The organism is Coprococcus sp. HPP0074, from assembly GCF_964238105.1.
In the GTDB taxonomy this organism is placed as follows: Bacteria; Bacillota; Clostridia; order Lachnospirales; family Lachnospiraceae; genus Faecalimonas; species Faecalimonas umbilicata.
Genome location: NZ_CAXSKS010000006.1, coordinates 178,225 through 202,502, shown reverse-complemented (window position 1 = coordinate 202,502; position 24,278 = coordinate 178,225). Strand labels below are relative to the sequence as shown.

At 41.9% G+C, this 24,278-nt stretch carries 20 protein-coding genes, 1 tRNA gene and 2 riboswitches; of the genes, 6 read left to right on the top strand and 15 right to left on the bottom strand.

The window, feature by feature from the left end:
- The coding region (locus ACESPO_RS09555; RefSeq protein WP_499788752.1) for a transposase at positions 1-1,073 on the top strand (1,073 nt) is incomplete at its 5' end.
- 254 nt (positions 1,074-1,327) lie between these two features.
- Here ACESPO_RS09555 and ACESPO_RS09550 read toward each other — a convergent pair.
- From ACESPO_RS09550 to ACESPO_RS09535, 4 genes are read right to left on the bottom strand one after another with little or no spacing between them, the layout of a single operon-like run.
- On the bottom strand, positions 1,328-3,241 hold the full coding sequence (locus tag ACESPO_RS09550) for an NAD(+) synthase (protein ID WP_120105059.1): 1,914 nt from the start codon (positions 3,239-3,241) through the stop codon (positions 1,328-1,330).
- Between the two features lie 18 nt (positions 3,242-3,259).
- On the bottom strand, positions 3,260-4,141 hold the full coding sequence (hslO, locus tag ACESPO_RS09545) for an Hsp33 family molecular chaperone HslO (RefSeq protein ID WP_009262897.1): 882 nt from the start codon (positions 4,139-4,141) through the stop codon (positions 3,260-3,262).
- A gap of 47 nt (positions 4,142-4,188) precedes the next feature.
- A complete protein-coding gene (locus ACESPO_RS09540) occupies positions 4,189-4,950 on the bottom strand; it encodes a class I SAM-dependent DNA methyltransferase (RefSeq protein WP_009262898.1) in 762 nt (253 codons plus the stop codon).
- The gene (locus ACESPO_RS09535) at positions 4,951-5,724 is read right to left on the bottom strand and encodes a hypothetical protein (RefSeq protein ID WP_120093062.1); all 774 of its coding nucleotides are present in this window, start codon (positions 5,722-5,724) and stop codon (positions 4,951-4,953) included.
- 168 nt (positions 5,725-5,892) lie between these two features.
- A riboswitch (M-box (ykoK) riboswitch) is annotated at positions 5,893-6,062 on the top strand.
- A gap of 128 nt (positions 6,063-6,190) precedes the next feature.
- Between ACESPO_RS09535 and mgtE the strand changes: the two genes are divergently transcribed.
- The gene (mgtE, locus tag ACESPO_RS09530; RefSeq protein ID WP_008976415.1) at positions 6,191-7,525 is read left to right on the top strand and encodes a magnesium transporter; all 1,335 of its coding nucleotides are present in this window, start codon (positions 6,191-6,193) and stop codon (positions 7,523-7,525) included.
- A gap of 62 nt (positions 7,526-7,587) precedes the next feature.
- Here mgtE and ACESPO_RS09525 read toward each other — a convergent pair whose 3' ends face one another.
- The 4 genes from ACESPO_RS09525 to ACESPO_RS09510 all read right to left on the bottom strand — a co-directional run bounded on the left by ACESPO_RS09525 (position 7,588) and on the right by ACESPO_RS09510 (position 13,243).
- Positions 7,588-8,955 carry an MATE family efflux transporter gene (locus ACESPO_RS09525; RefSeq protein WP_499788751.1) on the bottom strand — a complete coding sequence of 456 codons (1,368 nt, stop codon included), beginning with the start codon at positions 8,953-8,955 and terminating at the stop codon, positions 7,588-7,590.
- A 218-nt stretch (positions 8,956-9,173) separates the two neighbouring features.
- The gene (gene bilR, locus ACESPO_RS09520) at positions 9,174-11,099 is read right to left on the bottom strand and encodes a bilirubin reductase, long form (RefSeq protein WP_120093048.1); all 1,926 of its coding nucleotides are present in this window, start codon (positions 11,097-11,099) and stop codon (positions 9,174-9,176) included.
- A 23-nt stretch (positions 11,100-11,122) separates the two neighbouring features.
- Complete coding sequence (locus ACESPO_RS09515; RefSeq protein ID WP_016440054.1) at positions 11,123-11,875, bottom strand: alpha/beta hydrolase family protein; 753 nt, start codon at positions 11,873-11,875, stop codon at positions 11,123-11,125.
- Positions 11,876-13,243: an MFS transporter gene (locus ACESPO_RS09510; protein WP_008976419.1), complete on the bottom strand. Its 1,368-nt coding sequence runs from the start codon at positions 13,241-13,243 to the stop codon at positions 11,876-11,878.
- A gap of 217 nt (positions 13,244-13,460) precedes the next feature.
- Between ACESPO_RS09510 and ACESPO_RS09505 the strand changes: the two genes are divergently transcribed.
- Positions 13,461-14,312, top strand: coding sequence for an AraC family transcriptional regulator (locus ACESPO_RS09505; RefSeq protein WP_120093054.1), 852 nt, complete (start codon positions 13,461-13,463; stop codon positions 14,310-14,312).
- Positions 14,313-14,405: 93 nt separating this feature from the next.
- On the opposite strand, the gene ACESPO_RS09500 is transcribed toward ACESPO_RS09505, so the two are convergent.
- The 4 genes from ACESPO_RS09500 to ACESPO_RS09485 all read right to left on the bottom strand — a co-directional run bounded on the left by ACESPO_RS09500 (position 14,406) and on the right by ACESPO_RS09485 (position 17,274).
- The gene (locus ACESPO_RS09500) at positions 14,406-14,894 is read right to left on the bottom strand and encodes a dihydrofolate reductase (protein WP_009262904.1); all 489 of its coding nucleotides are present in this window, start codon (positions 14,892-14,894) and stop codon (positions 14,406-14,408) included.
- A 67-nt stretch (positions 14,895-14,961) separates the two neighbouring features.
- Positions 14,962-15,810, bottom strand: coding sequence for a thymidylate synthase (gene thyA / locus ACESPO_RS09495; RefSeq protein WP_499788750.1), 849 nt, complete (start codon positions 15,808-15,810; stop codon positions 14,962-14,964).
- A gap of 154 nt (positions 15,811-15,964) precedes the next feature.
- Positions 15,965-16,549 (bottom strand): DUF3793 family protein, encoded by a 585-nt coding sequence (locus tag ACESPO_RS09490; protein WP_009262906.1) that lies wholly within the window; start codon positions 16,547-16,549, stop codon positions 15,965-15,967.
- Positions 16,550-16,719: 170 nt separating this feature from the next.
- Entirely contained in the window at positions 16,720-17,274 is a 555-nt protein-coding gene (locus ACESPO_RS09485; protein ID WP_039861397.1) for a folate family ECF transporter S component, read from the bottom strand.
- A gap of 69 nt (positions 17,275-17,343) precedes the next feature.
- Positions 17,344-17,445: riboswitch (THF riboswitch) on the bottom strand.
- Positions 17,446-17,713: 268 nt separating this feature from the next.
- On the opposite strand from ACESPO_RS09485, the gene ACESPO_RS09480 reads away from it, so the two are divergent.
- Positions 17,714-19,120 carry an alanine/glycine:cation symporter family protein gene (locus ACESPO_RS09480; protein ID WP_009262908.1) on the top strand — a complete coding sequence of 469 codons (1,407 nt, stop codon included), beginning with the start codon at positions 17,714-17,716 and terminating at the stop codon, positions 19,118-19,120.
- 164 nt (positions 19,121-19,284) lie between these two features.
- Here the strand turns inward: ACESPO_RS09480 and ACESPO_RS09475 are convergent, their stop codons facing one another.
- On the bottom strand, positions 19,285-19,545 hold the full coding sequence (locus ACESPO_RS09475; RefSeq protein WP_009262909.1) for a helix-turn-helix domain-containing protein: 261 nt from the start codon (positions 19,543-19,545) through the stop codon (positions 19,285-19,287).
- A 547-nt stretch (positions 19,546-20,092) separates the two neighbouring features.
- Between ACESPO_RS09475 and ACESPO_RS09470 the strand changes: the two genes are divergently transcribed.
- Positions 20,093-20,164, top strand: a tRNA-Gly gene (locus ACESPO_RS09470).
- A 184-nt stretch (positions 20,165-20,348) separates the two neighbouring features.
- Here ACESPO_RS09470 and ACESPO_RS09465 read toward each other — a convergent pair.
- Positions 20,349-22,022: a sortase B protein-sorting domain-containing protein gene (locus ACESPO_RS09465; protein ID WP_270602528.1), complete on the bottom strand. Its 1,674-nt coding sequence runs from the start codon at positions 22,020-22,022 to the stop codon at positions 20,349-20,351.
- Positions 22,023-22,417: 395 nt separating this feature from the next.
- Here ACESPO_RS09465 and ACESPO_RS09460 point away from each other — a divergent pair, with 395 nt between their 5' ends.
- Positions 22,418-23,071, top strand: a complete 654-nt coding sequence (locus ACESPO_RS09460) for a lactate utilization protein (protein WP_336304699.1) — start codon at positions 22,418-22,420, stop codon at positions 23,069-23,071.
- Between the two features lie 289 nt (positions 23,072-23,360).
- Here the strand turns inward: ACESPO_RS09460 and ACESPO_RS09455 are convergent, their stop codons facing one another.
- Complete coding sequence (locus tag ACESPO_RS09455) at positions 23,361-24,155, bottom strand: Rpn family recombination-promoting nuclease/putative transposase (RefSeq protein WP_336304698.1); 795 nt, start codon at positions 24,153-24,155, stop codon at positions 23,361-23,363.
- Between the last annotated feature and the right edge of the window lie 123 nt (positions 24,156-24,278).

The window sequence follows — 24,278 nt, the reverse complement described above, 5'->3', positions numbered from 1 at the left end:
AGTTATCCAATAATACCATCATCGAAATTGACAATTGTTCTCCGTTGGAGATTGTGAAACTCCAGAAAAATCTTCTTCAGATTGTAGAGCAGGAACAGATCGAGTTTGTTTATGGAAAAGGAAAGAAAAAACCGGAAATCCAGCAATTATATGAGGAACTGGAAGCCTGCGGTGAACGCCTGATGGGATACAAAGAATGCTTTGAGATCATGGGAAGAGACAGGAACAGTTATTCCAAGACAGATTTAGAAGCTACCTTTATGAGAATGAAAGAAGACCATATGCTAAATGGACAACTAAAAGCAGCATATAACATTCAGATAGCAGTAGAGAATTATTTCATTGTTCAGACATATGTAAGTAATGACCGGACAGATTATAATACATTGATTCCTGTGTTAGAAAAGCATAAAAACGCATTTGGAGAAATTTTGGAAGAAGTAACTGCCGACAGTGGTTATTGTAGTGAAAAGAATCTTCTGTACTTAAGGGATCATAAAATCACCAGTTATATTAAGCTGCAGGATCATGAAAAGCGAAAAACGCGTGCATACACAGAAGATATTGGGAAGTATTACAACATGAAAACGCAGATCTTTGAGGATGAACTTTATTACGTCTGTCATGATGGAAGAGAACTTCATCATATCAGGACTGAGAAAAAAGAACAGTCTGGTTATACACAAACATTTGAGGTGTATGGATGTGCAGATTGTAGTGGCTGTGGACATAAAGCAAAATGTCTCTATAAATATAATGCTGAAAAAGATGCAGAGAAAAATAAAGTCATGAAGATCAATGAACAATGGGAAGTTTTAAAAGAAGAATCCCATGCAAATATCCAGAGCGAGAAGGGGATTTTGAACCGGCAGATCCGTTCCATTCAGACGGAAGGACATTTTGGAGACATCAAAGAAAATGACGGTTTTCGCCGTTTTAATTACCGGACAGCAGAAAAAGTATACAAAGAATTCATGCTGTATGCGATTGGAAGAAATATAAATAAATACCATCGTTTTCTTCATGATGAGATCAAGAAATTTGAAGGAAAAACCGAAGAAAAGACTGCTTAGAAAAAGGATGCTTTCAAAAATGCAGTCAAGGGGTTTTTGCGTCCTAAAATACATACAGAAAAGAAAAAAATACGAATCTCCTAAAGAAGTTCAAGTATTAAAAATACTGATTTCTATGGGAGATTCGTATTTTAAGATTTAGAGCCTAAAAATCGGTATTAACCGATAGCCCCCTATTTTTATACTCTTTATTAAGACTTAGGGGAAACTATTTTATTCCAAATGAGAAATCTCTGTAGAATCCTCTTCTTAGTCTATTCTAGTGCATCCAAATCTTTCTGCCAAAGTGTCACACATGCATCACTCGGCATCCGCCAGTCGCCTCTTGGCGAAAGCGACACTGTTCCTGTCTTCGGTCCATCCGGAAGACAAGATCGTTTAAACTGCTGAGAGAAAAATCTCCAATAAAATTTTTTCAGCCACTTCAAAATTATCTCATCTTCATAAATCCCACCAAACGCATATTTTGCCAAACGATATATCTTCGACGGTTCATAACCGAATCTCAAAACATAATAGAGATAGAAATCGTGTAGTTCATACGGTCCTACAGTTTCTTCTGTCTTCTGCACGATTTCCCCATCCTTAGGCGGCAGAAGCTCTGGGCTTACCGGCGTATCCAAAATATCAAAGAGTAGTCCCTTTAATTCTGGATCTTCACATTCTTCAGCATAATATCTTACAAGATGATATACCAATGTCTTCGGCACAGAGGCATTGACTCCATACATAGACATGTGATCTCCACTGTAAGTTGCCCATCCAAGTGCAAGTTCTGACATATCCCCGGTTCCAATGACCATCCCATTTGTCTTGTTCGCCAGATCCATGAGAATCTGTGTCCGCTCTCTCGCCTGCGCATTCTCATAGGTGACATCATGCTCTTCCTCGGACTGCCCGATGTCTTCAAAATGTACCCTAACTGCATTCTGAATCGGAATTTCTCTCAACGTAGCTCCAAGCTTTTCCGTCAATCTGCATGCATTTTGATAAGTCCTGTCTGTTGTTCCAAAACAAGGCATCGTCACTGACAGAATCTGACTTCTGTCAATTCCGAGAAGATCAAACGATTTTGCAGTAACAAGCAATGCCAGAGTAGAATCGAGCCCCCCTGAAATTCCAACTACTGCACGCTGACAGTTCGTGTGCAGCATCCGCTTTTTCAGACCGACGGCCTGGATCATCAAAATTTCCTCACACTGTCTGCTGCGCGTAACCTTATTCTCCGGAACAAACGGAGACATCGGAATCTTCCTTGTCAACATGGTCTCTTCTTTCTCAATCTCAAACGGAATGTAAGGAATCGAATACTCTCCCTTTCTCTGGAAAGTAGTATTCTTTCTACGCTCTCCAAGAAGCATCTCCACATCGATCTCCGAATAAATTGCGCCACTCGTAAAACGCTTGGATTCTTTTAAAATCTCTCCATTTTCTGCAATAATATTATGTCCTCCAAACACAAGATCTGTCGTAGACTCCCCTTCTCCCGCATTTGCATATATATATCCGGCAAGAAGACGTGCAGACTGCCCCGCGATCAGACTCCTTCTATACTCTTCTTTTCCCGCAATCTCATTGCTCGCTGAACAATTGACGATCAATGTCGCACCCTCAACCGCTGCCTCGATACTTGGCGGTACGGCAGACCACACATCCTCGCAAATTTCCGCAGATACAACGAGATGCTTCATCGTCTCCGCCTGAAAGAGCAGCCTCGGACCAAACGGAATCCTGTGTCCTTCCGTCTCGATCATCTGTACGGACTGTGGTCCTGCCTGAAACTGGCGCATTTCATAAAATTCTCCATAATTAGGAAGAAATGTCTTCGTCACCAATCCTAAAACCTTCCCATGATTTAGTGCCGCTGCTGTATTATAAAGCTTTCCCGCGACTTCATAAGGGACTCCCACAAAAATAAGTGCATCTTTCTCCTTTGTATACTCTGCAATCCGATATAATCCTTGTTTTGCCTCACGCAAAAGAATTTCCTGTGAGAACAGGTCTCCACACGTGTATCCGGTAATACATAACTCTGGAAACGCAATGACCTTTGCTCCCTGCTCTGTCGTCTCATCAATCATTCTGCAGATTTCATTTACATTATATTCAACGTCTGCCACACGCATATTCGGTGTGACAGCTGCCACTTTTACAAATCCCTGCTTCATACTCTCTGCTCCTTCTGATTATCTAGTTGCTTTTTTGATCAATGTCTTTAATTCTTCCACAGAAAATTCATAACTCTTCCCACAGAAATGGCAGTTGACCTCAATCGGCTTTCCATCTTCGATCATCTCCTGAATATCTTTCTTCCCAATGCTGATGATTGCTTTCTCTACACGTTCTTTTGTGCAGTTACAGTAAAACTGTGCCGGCATTGTATCTTTTACTTCTACTTCAAATCCATCCAGTACTTCTTCTAAAATCTCCTCCGGTGTCATTCCTTTGTCCAACATAGAAGTCACAGAAGAAATTTTCTTAATATTTGCTTCCAGTCTGTCTACAACATCGTCATCTACAAATGGCATCAGCTGTACAATAAATCCTCCCGCCTGCTTCACGGTATTGTCGTGTTCCATCAGTACACCAAGTCCTACCGAAGATGGCACCTGCTCAGAAGTTGCAAAATAATAAGTCAGATCTTCCGCGATCTCACTCGTCTGAAGAATTGTCTGCCCTACATATGGCTCTTTCAATCCCATATCTTTGATTACGGAAATCAAACCAATCCCAAGCGCTCCTGCCACATCGAGTTTCCCCTGTGCATTCGGTGGGAGCATGACCTCCGGGTGTTCCACATAGCCCTTTACATTTCCCTTACTGTCTGCAGTGACTGTAAGCCCTCCGATCGGACCATCTCCTTTGATTTGGATCGTTAACATATCACTGTCATTTTTCATCATGCTTCCCATCATCGCGCCGCCCGTCAAAAGTCTTCCAAGCGCAGCCGTTGCGACCGGGCTTGTATTATGTGCCTGTCTCGCTGCCTCCACGGTCTCTTTTGTTGTTGCAGCAAATGCACGAATCTGATTATTTGCTGCTGTTGCTCTTACAATATAATCTGTCATAAATTTCTTCCTCTTTCATTGTTTTCTGTTTCTGATCTGTCTCTGATCTATTCCCTGCACTTTCCAGATTCCCTTGCGATCACATAGACTCGCTCGCTTTCTTTTGTCGGTGGATTCCTTGTAAATGCATCGTATGCAGTGACAAACTTCATGCCGGATTTCTCCAGCAGCCTTTTGACTGTCTCCAGCTCATACCCTTTCTGGTAATGTGTCTCGACATATTTTCGATATAAATTTCCCTCTTCCTGAAGAAACAGACTCAACTCATATTCATTGATCTGCTCCTCTTCATAATAATAATTGTCCCAGATAAAGCTACAGTCTTCCCGGCTCTCCGCGATTGTCTGATCTCCCAGGATCTCCCGGTATTTATATACCGTATTAAAATCAAATATAAATACACCTTCCGGATCTAGATAATTATTGACAAGCCTGAAAACTTCTTCCAACTCCGCTTCCTCTGTAATATAGTTAAGAGAGTCACAGATACTGATCACTGCACGGACAGTCCCATACAATTCAAACTCCCTCATATCCTGAAGCAGATACAAAATATCCCTTCCAGATTCTGCCCGCTTCTCCATCGCGATTTCCAGCATCTCCTCCGAATAATCCACACCGATCATGTCAAATCCACGCGCAGCCATCAGTTCTGTCAGAGTTCCGGTTCCACATCCAAGATCTAATACAATTCCATCTGTCACTTCATACTCGGCCAACAACCTTGACAGATATTCTGCCCACTCTTCATATGGAATATTATCCATAAAGATATCATAGACTGACGCAAAACTTGTATACGCTTCCAATTACTTTTCTTCCTTTCCAGCGCCTTCGCCACAAGCAGCCTCATTTTTTTCGACAGACTGCTCTTCTGAAGGGACCTCTGTATTTCCCGCAGGCACATCCGCATTTGCCTGCGCCTCTTTCTGCACAGCATCCTTTACAACTGTCTGTGCGCGTTCCTGCCTGTCCGTTCTCTGCTGCCCCATTCCATAACACGGTGTTTTTCTGATATAAAACAGGTAGATTCCTCTGTAAAGCGGCACAAAAATACCTAAAACCGCATGGATTACTGCAAGATGCAGTGGCATATACCGGCTGTAAATCTGATAATCCACCAGTACATTCAACACACTCATCACCGCTTGATAAACAATCGAAATGACCAGAACCGGTATAGCGAAGGCAAATAACAGCACCGAAACGACTGCCTCAACACCTCCGTTTATCATCACACTCGCACCAAATATCGCGAACATAAAACACACCAGAAACAGGCAGCTGACAATGACGCTGTAAGCAATCGGCATAAGCACAAGCAAGAGTCCCGGATTTTTCACAGAGCGTTTCTTCAGATAAATATCTCCTGACAACTCACCTCTTAAATAAGTTCTTGCAAATGGAACAAATGCCATCCACGGAGAAGGATGGTTTCTATTTGCCGCCATACGATACAAGCCCATTCCAAGAAAAATGTATTCTACTGCCGCCACAAAAAGGGCACCTGCGAATATAAGCAAATAAACAGTTGGCAAAACCATCCCTTCCGGACTTCCATAATGATACATATAGTGATACATAACATGCTCCTTTCTAAAATTCATTACTACAAATATCATATCATATCTCGGTTTTAAATACACGAAAAAAAGCAGCTCCATTTCAAAAATTTCTAGAAAGATTTTCTCAATATTTTTTTTCTTGACATTATAATCATAATCAACTACAATGAAACCGAACAAAAAATATGAGAAATTCGGTAGGTGAGGCTACCATAGGGATTTGGATTTTCCTAAGATTGCTGCCGCAAAATTGTGGAGACACAATTAGTTGGTTAGCAGGCTATGTCGTAATAAGGCATAACCTAATGCAATTTTTACGCCCTATGATGCTAAAGCTTGAACGATCGTCCTTTCAGACAGAAATATAGGGTATATTTGTATTTCCATCTTCGACATCTTTCAGGCATGTCGGAGATTTTTTTATTTCATATACTTTCTTGTTTTTACTGAATTTCTATCAACTTCCAGAAAGGGGTGTATATTTATGAATGCTAAAATTTTTACAGAACTTCTAATCAAAGGTGATTTCAAAGCCGTCCATAGTATTTTAGATGTAATGAATGTGGTCGATATCGCTCTTTTATTAGAAGAGCTCAACGAAAAAGAACTTGCGATTGCCTTTCGTCTGATCCCAAAAGACAAGGCTGCTGATGTGTTTTCCAATATGTCTAATACAATGCAGACAAACCTTGTAGAAATGTTTACCGAAAAAGAATTGAAAGAAATCCTCGACGATCTATATATGGATGATACTGTGGATCTTCTCGAAGAGCTTCCGGCCAATCTTGTCACCCGCATTCTCAATGCAGTGGACAGCAGCAAGAGAAACAGCATTAATCTTCTGTTGAATTATCCTGAGGACAGCGCCGGCAGCATTATGACAACCGAATATGTCTCCCTCCACCAGTCCATGACTGTCAAAGAGGCTATGGCACACATCAAACAGGTCGGCATCCACAAAGAAACCATCTATACCTGCTATGTTCTGGAGCGCAGAAAGTTGATTGGAATCGTCTCTGCCAAAGACTTGATGACGATGAATGACGATACTGTCATCTCCGAAATCATGGAGACCGAGATTATTTCCGCTACCACTCACACAGACCAGGAGGAAGTTGCCCAACTGTTTTCCAAATATGGACTGCTTGCAATTCCGATCCTTGACACCGGCGGTCTGATGGTCGGGATTGTCACAGTCGATGATGCGATGGATGTCATGGTGGAAGAGGCTACCGAAGATATCACGATCATGGCGGCAATGAACCCAAGTGAGAAATCTTACTTTGAAACTTCCGTATTTTCTCACGCCAAAAACCGTATCGTGTGGCTCCTTGTCCTGATGCTCTCCGCCTCCATTACAGGCGCCATCATCACAAGATACGAGGATGCCTTCTCCGCAATCCCGCTCCTTGTCTCCTTCATTCCAATGCTGATGGATACCGGCGGAAACTGTGGTTCCCAGAGTTCTACACTGATCATCCGCGGTCTGGCGCTGAATGAAATACGTTTCCGGGACATTTTCAAAGTCATCTTCAAAGAATTCCGGATTGCACTGATCGTCAGTGTCGTCCTCGCCTTTGCAAATGGACTTCGGATTTTCCTTGTCTACCACGACATGAAACTTGCTGTTGTCATCGGCCTTTCCCTGATTGCAACCGTGATTTTATCCAAATTGATCGGCTGTGTGCTTCCGCTTGCCGCTAAGAAAGTTCACTTAGATCCAGCAATCATGGCTGCACCTCTGATCACAACACTTGTAGATACCTGCTCGATCATTATCTATTTTTCGATTGCCACACAGGTATTCCATCTGAATTAATGTTTCTTATTTGCCATCATGATCTGCCGCTGCATTTCATGATGGCATTTTACACCTCTTTACTATTGACTTCCCAATAACGTTTTTCGTGGTTTCAATCTCTTCATATAAATAAGGAACCCTACCAACAGACAAATTCCTTTTAAAATGCTTGAGATTGTAATGCTCCACCAGATTCCATTTAATCCAAGTGCAGTTGCAGTCAAGAGCATCGCCATCGGAATTCTTGCAGTAGTCAGGATTACACTGACAATAGATGGCGGCAATGTCTTCCCAATCCCCGCAAAAGCGCCCCCAGTCGTAATTTCCGCACACATAAACAACTGTGAATACCCTAAAATTCTTAGATAATCAACTCCCATCGGCAAAATCTTGTCATCTGGGATAAAAATTCGGAAGATCACCTCTGGACATCCGATCAGAAGAATCGTACAGAAAATCCCCCAAACAGTGACAACTCCCATTGCAATCCGGTATCCCTTCTTTACACGTTTGATATTGTCTGCTCCATAGTTCTGCGCTACAAACGAATTGACTGCGGCTGCAAATCCTTCTGCGGTCATCCAGGAGATGGACTCAATCTGCGATCCGACTTTCTGCACTGCCACAGCGGAATCCCCAAATCCCGCAATCAAACGTGCAATGATCATCGAGATCCCTGTAAATATCATACTCTGTACTGCACTTGGCAGACCAATTTTGATCAGAAGCAGCATATGTTCTCTATGGATCCCGGATAAAATCCTCACTTTCTGAAAGACTGTCTCCTCATGAAATGCTGCCCACAGAAACATTGCTGTCACAACTGTCTGGGCAAGAACCGTAGCCACAGCCGCTCCGAGCACCCCCATTTTAGGAATCGGTCCGGCTCCAAAAATCAACAGTGGATCTAAAACAATGTTGATCAAAAGTCCTACTGCAGTTGCCATAAAAGAAATCCTGCTATTTCCCATAGCAGTCATGATCCCGGTAAATATCTGATTTAAAAAGGAAAAGATCACTCCCCCGCAAGTCACTTGGAGATAAATCCTCGCATCCGCAACGACCTGCGGACTATTCAAATGGAAAAAACTGATCAGAGGTCCTGCAAAAAGTACCGCTGCCAACCCATAAATGATTCCAAATAAAATTCCAAGCTGCAGTACGCTCTTTGTAAATACCGTCGCTTCCTCATAATCTTTCGCTCCGATTGCGTGTGCAACCTTTACCTGCCCGCCCATTTTCGCAAGTGTTGCAAGCCCATTGGCGAGCCACATATACATTCCCGCTGCGCCGACCGCTGCCACCGCATCACTGCTGATTCTTCCAATCCAGATCATATCCGTCATATTATACGCCATCTGTACAAGAGATGTCGCCATGATTGGAAGAGCAAGCTTGGTCAGTGATGGGAAAATCGATCCCTCCAGTAGATTTACACTTTTTTTCATCTTCGTTATTCCTTCCTATTCTCTCATTTGCATATCGTGACAATTTTACCACAAACGTGGAAGAAAACAACTGTTTTTCTATCTTATTATATTCCAACAAAAAAGCCGGCAATGGCAGGCAGAGGTTTCTTCTCTGTTTACCATCACTGGCTTTCTTACTTTTCTTCTCGTTTTATCCACTTCTACGCTTTCATCTTTGGATAAATCTATATTTTCTCCTATGCAATCGCATTTGCCGCATCGTATCCTGATTTTATTGCATTTTCGATATCCGATGCACGGTCTTTGCAGTCTCCGATCTTTGTCACTGCAATGCCTGCTTTCTCTAATTTCTCCGTCTCAAATGTATTTGCTTTTGCTCCTACTGCCATCACAACAAAATCATAAGGGATTTCTTTCGTCTCATCATCTCCTGTCTTACATACGACTGACTTCTCTCCGATACTCTCTACTTTATGAGATACATACTGAGCAACGTGATTTTTTTCAAAATTTTCCATCAAAGTAGGGAGAATTGTACTGCTCTCTCCGTTTGCAATCTTATCCAGCATTTCGATGATACTTACTTCACACCCTCTCTCTGCCAGATATTCTGCGGTTTCACATCCTACCATTCCACCACCGATCACAGCTGCTCTTCCATATACCTGTGCAGTTCCTTCCAGCACATCCCATGCACTGCATACGCGTGTGCGGTCTGCCCCTGGGATTGGGAGCATCATGTTAGAAGCTCCGGTCGCAACGATCACTGCATCTGCTCCATAAGCAAGCAGATCATCCTCTGTCACTTTCTTTCCACAGAAAATTTCCACACCGGCCTCTTTTACTGCATTTGTCAGGTAAACAAGCGCACGTTCCAGCTCTTCTTTTCTCGGCGGAACTTTAGCGATCTGAATCTGTCCTCCGAGAACTGTCTTCTCTTCAAACAGGGTCACCTGATGTCCTTTTAATGCCGCAACTCTCGCAGCTTCCAGTCCTGCCGGGCCTCCGCCGACTACAACAACTTTCTTTGGTGTCTCTGCAGGTGTGATCTTTCTCTCTAATTCATATCCGTTTTCTGCATTTAAAATACAGCTTAAGAATTGTCTGTTCTGGATCCGGTCTGTACATCCTTTGTTGCACATGATGCACTGGCGGATCTGATCTCCATTACCTTCTTCCAGCTTTTTGCCCCAATCCGGATCTGCAAGAAGCGGTCTACCCAGTCCGATAATATCTGCCTTTCCACTTTCCAGGATACTCTCTGCAAGCGCCGGACTTACGATTCTTCCAACAGTGCTGACTGGAATATTGACCTGTTCTTTCACTTTTCCTGCAATGTCAGCAAAGAATGCATATGGCTGAACACCCATCGGTGGAATGGTATCTGCCATATTCCCAGTATGATTTGCCTGTGCCACATGGAGCATATCTACTCCGGCTTCCTCAAGCCATTTTGCAAATATAACCGCTTCCTCTGCGATCACTCCGCCCTTTCCTCTCTGTGGAGTAACAACAGCCAACTTGTAATCAATGATCATATCTGGAACTGCTTTTCTGAGCGCTGTCACAAGCTCGATGGCAAATCTTGTACGGTTCTCAAGACTTCCACCATACTTATCTGTTCTGTGGTTTAAAATTGTGCTGGAAAGTGCTCCGACCAGACGGTCTCCATGCACCTGGATGGCATCGATTCCGGCTGTCTGTGCCCGCTTTGCACATTCACACATTTTTTTAATGATCTCCTGCAGGCTTTCTTCTGATACCTCATCGATGAAATGCATCATATCATGTTTCATTTTTGCGCGGAGTCCTTCAAAATCTCCTTTTAAGAACAGTTCTGTAATGCTTGCTGTATCATATTCTGGATGGAAAATCTGTACTCCGATCTTGGCACCATGTTTATGCACTGCATCTGCCAGCTTACGGAAACTTTCGATCTGACTGTCCTCACATAACTTTGGAACCGGTGTAAACGTCTTGATCGGCGCCACATCTCCGAGAACGATATACGATACTCCGCCCTCCGCAAGTCTCTCATAAAACGCCTGACTCTGCGGAGTAATACTTCCATCCTTTGCCTCATATCCTGTCGTCAGAGGTGGAAACATAATTCTGTTTTTCAGTGTTGTATTCCCTACTTGAATGCTCTCTAATAATTTCATCTTGTTCTCCTGCCTTTCTGAAATCAGATAATCTCTTTTACATAATTTACAATTTCTGCCTCACACGCTTCTCTTGCCGGAATACTTGCAAAATTATGATTGCCGCCTTCGATCTTCACGAATTTTTTCGCTCCGGTATAACATTCCATATATGTTTCACAAGTTTTATCATCGACAAGCTCATCTTTTGTTCCACGCAGGATCAGCACACTGCCCTCATATCCTTTTGCGTCTTCAAATGGTGAATACTTTGCAAGGTCATAGTTAAACTCCAGACCGAACCTCAGTCCTTCCATATCTGCGAAAGTCATTCCGAGATTCTTAAAGTAATCTGCACGCTCTTTGCATCCATACCACATGCCTGCTCCCGGACACATCAGAACCAAACCGTACGGCTGAATACGTGGAGCCGCACTTGCCGCCACAAATCCGCCCATACTCTGACCGGATAAAATAATTTTCTCCCCGTCTACGCATGACTGACTTTTCAGCCATGCATAGGCATCCTCCGCATCCTCAAGCAGTCCGGTAAATGTCATCTCATCAAACTCTCCGTCACTTTCCCCACATCCGTAGAAATCAAATCGCATACATGCGATTCCCTCCGCCTCCAGTGTTCTAGCCAAATGTGTATGTGCATATTTGTACCCGGACAGACTTCCTCCAAATCCATGTAGATTTAAGACAACCGGCGGATGCGCTACTCCGTCCGGAAGATTTAAAAATCCACGGAGAATTTTTCCTTTTCTATTTTCAACTTCAATATAACGGACCATTTATCTGCCTCCTTTTCCCTTTGCTCTTCTTTTTGCAAGCTCTTCTAACATTTGTTCTGTCTTTTTCTTTGACAATGGATATACAAAGAATAAAATCAATACTGCGATCAAATATCCCACTGCATAGATTGCGGTGTAAGATTTCCATATATTTGCTTTTACTGCCGCTGTCTGTACTACTTCATTTACATTATATCCGATCATTGCAAGTGTAAAGCTGCTAAGACTTGCACTGACTGCCGATGACAGCTTCCGGAAGAAAGAGTAAGTAGAGTATACCATACCTTCATTTCTTTCTCCTGTCATCAACTCCTGATAATCGATCGCGTCATTTACCATTGCCCAGATCAGCACCTGAAAACCACTTGCTCCGAGATAACAGATTCCGTTGATCGCAATAAATACAAGTGGATTTTTCACCGGTACAAAGAATAAAATACCAAAGACAAGTGCTGCAAATCCCGCTCCGTACATACACCATTCTTTTTTTCCAAGCTTCTTGGAAACATATTTTGTTCCGATAAATGTGATGATTGCATACACAGTATTTAACATACCAGAGATTGACATTACTTTCACATCCCCGAAATAGTCTTTAAATAAGTAAGTATTCAATCCATTTACAACACTTGCTGCAATCATTCCTGCAAGGCTTGAAAAGATCAGTCCAAGCAATGCTCTGTTCTTGATAACATTTTTCAGCGCATCTAAATAGTTGAATTTCTTGCCTTCCTGCACCTTCCATTCGATACGTTCCTTACACCAGGAGCTTGTCACGATCAGGCAGAACACACCGATTGTCGCACAGAGAAGTGCCATCAGAGTGAATCTGGACGCAACTGGCTTATTGTCCTTATAAAGTACAAGCGGCCCTACAATTACGATCACGGTCATAAAAATCGTTCCGCCAAGGCTTCTGTAACGGGATAAATCTGTCCGGTGATTGACATCATCTGTCATGACACTGGAAAGTGAACCAAACGGAACATTTACACAAGTATACATCGCCTCATAAAGAATATAGGTGATCAAAATATATGCCAACTTGAATTTATAGTCCCAGCTGCTGACATCTAAAAATCCGATCACACACAGCACACCCATCGGAACACAGAATGCTTTGATCCACGGAATAAATCTTCCGCCCTTTGTCGACTTTCTTGAGTCGATGATCGCACCGATGATCGGGTCATTGATTGCATCCCAGATTTTTGTAATCAGCAGGATGATTCCGACATGGACAGGATTTACTTTCAGTACAAGCGTGTAGAACACTGTCAAAAACATTGCTCTGAACTGCTCCGTACAGCAGCACCCCAAATCCCCGAGGGTGTAGCCAATTTTGTCTTTCATGGAAAACTCTCTCACAATAATTTCCTCCTCGCATGTTTTCTTATTGTATCTTTGTTATTTCTTTGACAGAACGCTGTCGTTAGAAAGTATTATAGCTTTCTGAAATAAGAAAACATATCCATTTTTTGCTTGAAAATATTCAAAAATTGATATATTATCTATATTAGTCATTATAGATAAAAATAAGTTTTATTTTTTGTGTATTTTGAATACAAATTTTAGGAGATAACTGATGCGTGAAGAATACTTTGCAAAAGAATATGTATACACCAATGCGAAAAAGAAAACCTTTTCCTCCGGTAATTTTTATATGATTTTATTTGTCACATCCGGAAAATGCAGCTACACCTATAATCACCAGACTTTTTTATGTGCCACCGAAGACATCCTGCTTGTAAACCCAAACACTACTTTTCTCTTAGAATATACACCATCGAAAATCCCTCTGAAATTTCTTCAAGTCGGATTTACAAGTGAACTTCTCACCCGTCTCTCCGATGAGAATACTGATCTGGAATCCTGTTTTCATGTCGTACCGTATGAGTGTACTTGTGTCCACTCTTCTTCAGAGATTACTATGTTGATCAAAAATCTATCCAAAAAGCTCCTGACTCTCCCTCAGGAACAGACAGATTTCGGCCACCGGCTCTTTGAAGACAGCATTCTCACAATGCTGATCGTGCTTGTCCTGCGCGCCTGCATCCGTACAGAATTCCAGACAAACACAAAAGTGCGCCCCCGCCTTTCTCTCGATGATATTTTCATTTTCATCAAGCATCATCTGCACGAAGAAATCTCCCTGGACCGACTGGAAAAGGAATTTTACATCAGTAAATACCACATCTGCCGGGAATTCAAACGGCAGACCGGGATGACTGTCCACCGCTACATCGTCAAATCCAAACTGGATCTTTGTAAACGGCTGCTGGAAAAAGGCTACCCGATGATCGAGATTTACAAAATCTGCGGACTCGGAAACTACAATCACTTGTTCCGTGCATTCAAAAAAGAATTCGGAATGACTCCCAAAGAATATGTCAGACAAATCCAGGAACACACTTCGGAAATTTCCGATAGATCCTGACAGTCACTTACACTCCTTTCTCCTGAACAAAAAGGCTGCCGCAGATTTTCACAGATTTACTTCTGTGCCATCCACGGCAGCCGATTTTATTTTTTATTTTCTCTCGTATTTTACAAATTCATATTCCAGATCAAAATAAGTCTGTTCTTCGCTGATTCCTGTAATCTCCCATTCCTCATCCGTATCCAAATTCGGAAAATAAGTATCTGCCTCATAGACATGATCAATTTTTGTGATATGTGCTGTATCACAGTAAGGCAGCAGTTGTCTGTACACACTCTCTCCACCAATCACATAGATATCTTCCTGTTTATATGCTTTCAGTGTCTGCAGCAACTCTTCCACAGTGTGCACGACAATCGCATCTTTTACCTTATAATTTCTATCAGAAGTCAGCACAATATTCGTCCGCTTCTTCAACGGCTGTCCGCCCGGAAAACTTTCTAATGTCTTTCTTCCCATGACAACCACTTTCCCGGTTGTCGTCTCCCGGAAAAACTTCATATCAGATGGAATGCTGACAAGAAGCTTGTTATCTTTTCCGATTGCCCAGTTTTTGTCTACTGCAACAATAATATTCATCTTTCTTCCTCCAAAACTCTGTTTTTGTTCTGATTACACGATCCATATACTGTATGACTTTAACTCTCTACACAGCGATCGGGATATTTTTAATCTGTGGTCCGGTCTGATAATCATCTAAACGCACATCCTCCGGTGTAAATGCATAGAAATCCTTAATGTCCGGATTCAGCCAAAATTTCGGAGCCGGAAGTGGTTCTCGTTTGATCAGTTCCTCAATCAAAGGAATGTGTCTGTCATAGATATGTGCATCTGCAATTACATGAACAAACTCTCCCACTTGCATATCACATACCTGAGCCAACATATGCAGAAGTACTGCATACTGGCAGACATTCCAGTTGTTTGCCGCCAATACATCCTGGGATCGCTGATTTAAAATTCCATTTAGCACAAGTTTCTCACTGTCTTCTCGCTTCGTCACATTAAAAGTCATGCTGTATGCACATGGATAAAGATTCATCTCATGAAGATCTTGATGTACATAAATATTTGTCATAATTCTTCTGCTGTAAGGATTATTTTTCAGATCATAGATTACACGATCTACTTGATCCATCATTCCTTCCCGGTACTGATGCTTTACCTGCATCTGATACCCATAAGCTTTCCCGATTGAACCATCCTCATCTGCCCAACTATCCCATATGTGAGAATTCAAGTCATGGATATTATTTGATTTTTTCTGCCAAATCCAGAGCATCTCATCTACACAATTCTTGATTCCTGTCCGGCGGAGTGTCAGTGCCGGGAATTCCTTTGACAGATCATAGCGATTTACTACTCCAAACTTCTTGATCGTATACGCATAACTCCCGTCTTCCCACTTTGGTCGCACTTTTTCTCCTTCTGTGCTTGTTCCATTATCAATAATATCACGGCACATTTCTATAAACACTTTATCTGCATAACTCATATTTCCACCTTCTTCTTTCTCTTTTTCTTCTATGTTAGAATCTATTTTTCACTTTCGACCGCCTGAAATCTTCTTGCAGAACCTCTTTCGTATTGTAACATGAATTGAAACGAAATCCAACACTTTCTATCCTGCGCTTTGCTCCTGATTCGCTTTAGCGACAGATTTCTCCCGCTGTTTTTCCTGCCAGAAATTCATTGACAGCCCACATTTTCACCTGATCATAAATCATGAACAGCATTTCTTTTTCTGCTCTGTGCCCATACACTTTCCAATACCCAGTCATCATGCATTCTTTTCCGGAAATGCCGGCAAATCCTTCCACATCCTCAAAAGAGTAGCCAAGAAAAATCCCCGCCTCCTGCGGAAATCTCCCCTTCTCTTTTTCAATAGAAATACGCTCCGCAAACCGCCTGATCTTCCCTTTCAGATTTCCTTTTTGATAACCACAATTCAAAAGAAATGCTTCCTGACTTTCCCGCATCAGATATCTGCAAAGTGTTTCTTCCCGATAAAGAAAGATCAAAACTTTCCCTGACTTTTGATCCATCCTCTCACACAAAATCCCCATCTCGTCTATAAGCGTTTCCAGTTCTTCTAAAAGTTCTTCCGGCATCCAGATCATGGCTGAAATCTTCAATCGCTTTAAAAATGGCGCACAGTACAATACCAGTCTTGCAAGCACTGCACGTTTTCCTTTCTCCTCTTTCAGAAGATATCGAACTACTTCCGCCTCCATGATTTCTCCCCTTTTACACCTTTGCCCCGAAATACTTGTTGATATCTTTTTTAGTCTCTATCCCTTTTCACAATTTTATCCCTTTTGGATTGGATTTAGTCTCTCCAAAATATGGAACAGGAAAAGCAGCCCGCCGCAATGACTGACTGCTTTTCTAACACTATACGTTATCACTTTGCACGAACCTCAGAGAAAAAGTGTGCTTTCCCCAATGTCTTTACGATGATATAAAACAATGCCGCTTCTACTGGAACCGAGCACACCTGCTTGAGCGCTCTTGCCGGAAGCAATGCAAGAAATCCTTTTCCATAAAGCATAGACAGCCAGTAAGTTCCAAGAAGAAGATTCACGAAAACTGCGACAAGCACTTTAGCTATAAAAATCCTCGGAAAACTCAGCGGTTTCTTATAGAGCATGATTCCATAGATCACAGGACCTAAAATTGCGCTCAGTGTAAATCCAAAAAAATATGGCCCGTCTGGCTTGATGAGATATTTGATAATATCTGCAATTCCGCCCATGACACCACCGACCACCGGCCCAAAAAGAAGTGCTGTCAATTCGTTTGCAATAAACGAAAATCCGATTCTCAGATACGGGGTCACTGTGATGGAAAAATATCCCAGAATAATTCCAACCGCAATCAGCATCGCTGTCACAACGACTGTCTTCAAGTGTCTTAACTCATGCCAGGAGTCTACAAACTGTTGTTTCATTTGTTTCATAAAAAATACCTCCTTTGCAGTAGTCCAGAAGCCACGCATAGAAGGTATTCACATATCATTTCTATGTGCAGCAGCGGGATGCGAAATATGTACCGCAAGCTACTTCTGCTCTTCGTCCAGCCGGCAACTCCCCGTCCGTCTGGCACTTAACGCACACATCTCTACTCTGCTTTTTCTATATTTATTTTCGCTCCAATTCTACCATATCCATTTTCCTGATGCAATACTTTCTTTGTTTTCTTTTTCCAGGATTCTGATTCTTATATTGACTTTGAAAAATTTTTATATTAAACTTCTAGAGCGTATTTCTTATTTTTCAGATCATTGCCTTCCAAGCAATATTACTAAATATATTTTTACTGGAAATGCTATTTTATAAAAGAATGTCCATACTTTGATACGCAGTACTCTGCGACATTCTAGAACAAAGGAGATGACTATGAACAATTTTTTATCACATGTAAATGATTTTCTGTACAGCTATATTCTAATTTTTCTGTTAGTGGGCGCCGGAATCTATTTTTCTATCCGGACACGGTTTGTCCAGCTCACACTTTTAAAAGATGCATTCCTTGCACTGAAAGAAAAATCTTCTGACGGAGAAAATGCCTCCGGAAAACCAGTATCTTCCTTTCAGGCTCTGATGATTTCTACGGCCTCGAGAGTCGGAACCGGAAATATTGCCGGAATCGCAACTGCACTTGCAGCAGGTGGTCCCGGAGCCATTTTCTGGATGTGGATCATGGCAGTGATCGGCGGAGCTTCTGCATTTGTGGAAAGTACGCTTGCACAGGTATATAAAGTAAAAGACGGAGATTCTTTCCGCGGAGGACCTTCCTATTACATTGAGCGCGCATTAAAAAAGCGCTGGCTGGGCGTCCTCTTTTCTGTCCTTTTGATCTGTTGCTTTGCCTATGGATTCAATGGACTCCAGGCTTATAATATTTCTTCCTCCTTCGAATACTATGTCAAAGACTATTCCAACACAATGCTTCCGGCAGTTGTCGGAGCAGTTCTTGCCCTGCTTACGGCAGTTGTCATTTTCGGTGGAGTTCACCGGATTAGTTTCATTACTTCTGTGCTTGTTCCGATCATGGCGGGAATTTATATTCTTGTAGGAGTTTATGTAACTGTAACAAACCTGTCGTCCGTTCCGGAAATGTTTCAAACGATTCTTTCCGAAGCTTTTGATATCGAGTCAATCATCGGAGGTTTTGCTGGCAGCACTGTGTTGATCGGTATTAAACGGGGATTATTCTCAAATGAAGCTGGGATGGGAAGTGCGCCAAATGCTTCTGCTTCTGCCGCTGTTTCTCACCCAGTCAAGCAGGGACTCGTACAGATCTTGTCTGTGTTTATCGACACACTTCTGATCTGCACCACAACTGCTTTCATCCTGCTGCTTTCCAATGTCAAAGGAGTTCCGGGAACATTAGACGGCATTCCATATGTACAGGCAGCCCTGCAGAGCAGTGTAGGAACATGGGGAATCCACTTTATTACCTTCTCCATTTTTGCTTTCGCATTCACAAGCCTTGTCGGAAACTACTATTATGCAGAAGCCAACATTCTGTTTATCAAAAACAGTCCTGTTCTTTTGAATCTTTTCCGTATCACCTGCCTCATTGCCATCTTTTTCGGCGCACAGGCAAATTTTTCAACTGTGTGGAATCTCGCCGATGTTCTGATGGGACTTATGGCTCTCGTCAATATTTTTGCTATCCTGCTTCTTGGAAATATTGCATTCCGCGTGCTTGACGATTACCGTGCGCAAAAAAAGCAGGGCAAAGACCCTGTCTTTCAAGCATCTAGTCTCAATCTGACTGACACAGATGCTTGGAACTAAGAATGGTTTCAAATAAATTTCTTATCTGATAAAAAGGAAAGCTGGTAGAGACACAATATTGCAAAACTTCTGTTTTGCTATTGATTCCTACCAGCTTTCCCTTCTATTTGGCATCTGTTCAGAAAAATTTTTCCCTCTACTCACCTGCCATTTCACAATTCCTTCTAGTGTACTGTATCTTCTCCATCTTCCTCCAGTACCTTCTCTGTCCTTGGAATATATTCGATCACATCCTGAATCCTACAATTCGTATAATCACAGATTCTGCATAAAAGATTTACATCCAGCCTCTGTACATCTCCTTTACAGTAACGGTTCAACTGTGTTCTCTGTATCCGCAGATCAAAACAGATTTTATTTTTAGAAATATTTCTCTCTTTCAGCAACTCCTCAATTTTGACTTTTAAATATCCTACATCTTCCATTTCGATTCACTCCCTGTACTTATCTGACTGTTATTATATCCAAGTAATCCTAAATAAATAAGCTATAGATTTGACAGGTGTGTTATTTATAGGATATATTATATATGCAGGGGGTGTAAATCTTTGAAAGGCAAAAAATCATTTCGACTTCTTCTCCTTCTGGTTCTTTTCGGAATCATTTGGAATTATCTTCATCCAACCTATCATATCATCAGACAACATCGTTCAGAGTGCTATAATCTTTCTGAGCTTACAATCGATGTCTCTATCCCCAAAGACTATTCGGAACAAAGACTCGCTCTTTTAAAAAACTCCATTCTTTCCAAACAAAAAGAAATCAATTATGACCTTCACACCGATATTTACCATATTCGATTCTATTTATCCAACTCACCCTCCACTCCATTGCGAGAATACCTTGTTCGTAATTGATGGTAAATTACAGAAAAATTAAAAAAATAAATTTTTTCAATTTTTCTGTTGACAAATCCCTTTTTATCCTGTATAGTATGTATTGTTCAAGGGAACACAAACAACAAAACAACATGCACGAGTGGCTCAGTGGTGGAGTATCGCCTTGCCAAGGCGAGGGTCGCGGGTTCGAATCCCGTCTCGTGCTCTTCAGAAGCTTTACAGGTTACTGTAAAGTTTTTTGTTGTCTATGTAACATAGGTACATCGAAAATTTCTTTTGAATCCCATCTACGAAGATTCCCGCATTTCAAAAAAGAGAGACTGTTACAAACAGCCTCCCTTTTCAAATTTCAAATATTATCTGTTTTCAACACTTCTCCATCCAATGGCTTATTGTTGTTTCTTCTTATTTCGAACAATCACAAATACTGCAAGTCCTGCTGCCACAAGCAGAAGAAGAATATAAACAAACATCTGGCTCGTATCTCCCGTCTTCGCCGCTTTCTTTGCTGCATCCTTTCTTGCCTGTTCTTCCCGCTGCGCCTCTGTTCCCGCTTTGATCGTCACTTCTTTTATATCTGTCTGATCCGTATTCTGCCACGTTCCACTTTCAAACTTCTGTTGCCGGAAAGATGCCATCACCTTATAAAATCCTGCCTTGTGTATTTGAAATCCAGATTCTCCATCAGTCTCTCTCCAGTCAAACTGATTTTCAATCTTCCAGCTCTCCGGAACGTATCTGGTATCGCCTTCTACCGGTTCTGTATTATCCTGTCCAGCTCCGTAAAGATGAAATGTGATCGTCTCATCCAAAGGATAATTAATATCTGTCCTTAAATCTGCAATCTGGTTTTTCCCGGCATCTGCCTTCCGACTCAGTCGTTCTATAAGTTCAGTCTCTCGATAGTCGCAGCGCTTACAATTTCGTGCCCGTTCTCCCTTCTCTGTCGTTGTACTTTTCTTTGTAACAGTCCAGGCATTCATATCATGTCCAAGCGGCTTTCCCTCTGTATAATGACAACCTTCCCTCTGACATTTTGCTGCCTCTGTACAAGTTGCCTTAGAAATATCATGACCAAGGGCTTTTCCTTCTGTGTAGTCGCAGCCTTCTCTCTGACACCTTGCTGGTTCCGTACAGGTTGCCTTAGAGAGATCATGTCCGAGAGCCTCACCTTCTGTATAGTCACAGCCTTCTCTCTGACATCTTGCAGGTTCCGTACAAGTCGCTTTGGAAAGATCATGACCAAGAGCCTCGCCTTCTGTATAGTCACAGCCTTCTTTCTGGCATCTTGCAGGCTCCGTACAGGTTGCCTTAGAGAGATCATGTCCAAGCGCTTCGCCTTCTGTATAATCACAGCCTTCTCTCTGGCATCTTGCAGGCTCCGTACAGGTTGCCTTTGAAAGATCATGTCCAAGCGCTTCGCCTTCTGTATAGTCACAGCCTTCTCTCTGACATCTTGCCGGTTCGGTACAAGTCGCCTTAGAGAGATCATGTCCAAGGGCAGGTTCTGTATAACTACAACCACTCCTCTGACATTTTGCTTTTTCGGTACAAGTTGCCGCTAAAAGATCATGCCCCCATTTTTCTTCCAGTAACATTCCACATGTTTTACATACGGAATCGTTTGTACAAGTCGCTGGATCTCCCGCATGCGAAAGGGTACTCACTGTCACTGTATAAGAATTTATTTGTCCCTGATACTCTACGTTACATATTCTCGGTACTGAAAAGTCTTCTGTTTGCAATGCATTTCCCTGCTCCAGCTTCTTCTGCCCATCATCTGCTGACGGCTTCAACGGATCAAACCGTACTATAGCATCTGCCGGATCACAGGTAACCTCTGCGGTAAGACTTGTAAGATCTGTATTACACGGAAGCCCTGCCACATTAATTTTCTGCTGTTGATCATCCACCGTTCCTTTTACTCCCTGAATCTTAAATTCTGTAATCTTAGGAGTGTCCGCTGTCGGCAAGGCATCTTCCGCTAATACTCGCACCTGAGACATACTGCATAACATCAGAACTGCCATAAAATATGCCATCCATTTTTTGATTGTCTTCATAAAATCCCCTCCTTCCGAATCCATGTACCGCATCACTTCCAGATGTTGCAATTACATAGAAGTGAATGCTCGCTTGCACTTGAGATTTAGGTATTCTTTTTTTTATCATACTATATTTCAGTTTTTTTATCTACTTTTAATTAATATTCTGTATTTTTTCGTTATTATTCACAATTTTCTTATTCTATCATCACCTATGCGAGAGCTTTTTCGTATTGCATGCACAAATTTTTTAAGCGTGCACGCTCACTAAACTAGTTTGCTTTTCGATTTTCTCTTGCCCATGCAAAAAAACTGCGGTATGATAATACAAAAAATAAGGCTACTGCAAAAAGAAATAACAGCTTTCATTTTGCAGTACTTTGACCACACACTTTTATAAGGGGGTATTCTTTATGACACATCCAACTGATACAACACCAAAACAACAGGCACGCGCAGCGTTGGCCAATACGATCATTCAAAAACTGGCGAAACGAAATATGGAGGGGTACTACTGTCCGACTGCTTCTGAAGCCGTTCAGCAAGCTCTTTCTTTTATCCCAGCAAAATCTTCAGTAAGCTTTGGCGGGTCTGTCACACTAGAAGAGAGCGGTATGCTCCAGGCGCTCCGCGAAGCAGATATCACACTCATTGACCGAGGGCTCGCCCGCACTCCGCAAGAGCGAAAAGAAGTTTACTTAAAAAGTGCAGCTTCTGATTTCTTCTTTATGAGTTCCAATGCCATTACCATTGACGGTGAGCTGATCAATATCGACGGAAACGGAAATCGACTTGCCTGTCTGATTCACGGACCAGAGCATGTTATCATCCTTGCAGGAATGAATAAAATTGTCACAGATGTTCCATCTGGAATCGCACGCGTTCAAAATATTCCTACTCCTGCAAATGCTGCAAGACTTCAGACAAACACACCTTGTAAAGTAACAGGCACATGTGCAGACTGCCATTCTGCGGACTGTATGTGCTGTCAGGTCGTTGTCACAAGGCACTCCAGACATACCGGTCGTATCAAGGTCATTTTGATTGGAGAAGATTTAGGATATTAAACAATAATAGTCCGTTCTCCCATTTTTCTAACACATACTTCAAAAAATGCCAGACAGTAATTCCAAATGAGCTTCTCTCATAAAGATTTTCTGACTGGCATTTTCTATTTTCTTAATCTTCTTCAATTCTTAATTGATGAATCTGATACTTTCAAATATAGAATTCCCCTGTCTATTTTTGAATTATTGCCTGAAATGGCATCGACTTGTTTCATATCCCCGGAAATTTTACAAGAACAGTAAAACTTCCAGAGTTTCAGATCTGATCATCGATCAGAAATAGATTTTCTTACATCTTTTGTATGAATTCATCCAATGTTTCTGACTGAAAGGCTATCTTCATCCAATGTTTCAATACTTCTGTCTCTTGCTGTAACTGAATCTGCTCAGAAATTTCATTTGGAACTTCTCCGAAATTTTTTAAAAACAGAAGCAATGTCTCTTTCAGTGTACTTACACATCCCTCTACAAGACCTTCTCTACGACCCTCCTCAATACCTTGCGCATGCTCTTCTTTTAACATCTCTTCAAAAATCATAAAGCGCTCCTCCATTTCCCTACTTCTCTTGACCTTCCGAATGAATTTCTGTAGCTGTTCCACATACGGATCATCAAATGCTTCCTCACTTTCCGCAAGGTCTGCCTTTACATTAGTATGCTTAGATTCTTTGCATTGCATCTCAAATACATAGCGGTATTTTTCTTCTCCAAACGGATCAAAATCACAGATAAAAATGACATAAGTGTTTGGAAGTTCTGAATAATCTTCCCCTGACAATAATAGTTCCATATCCATCTGACTCTGATAGTACCGGCTCCTTTTTCCAAGAGCCGCTTTCCGTTCCACATGCATTTCCACATTATAGTGACTTTGATGCTCATCCTTCGCGTATACATCCAATCGGACACCCTTGTATTCCGGATGATATACAATACTCTTTTCCCTGCTGACTTCCACCCGTTCAATTGGTATCTCCAGCACTCTTTCCAAAAGACCTTTGCAGTTTTCTTCATCCATCATCACTGCACCAAACATGAAATTATCTTTGATTGTAAGTTCCTTTAAACGATGTTTTCTCCTCATGATACTCCTCCATTTGACAGAGGAATTCTATGAGATTATCATAGCAGATTCCAAGCTGATCCGCAATCAGAAACATCCCGAGGGATTGCCTGCACATTTTTAATCTATACAACTTTTGTAAGC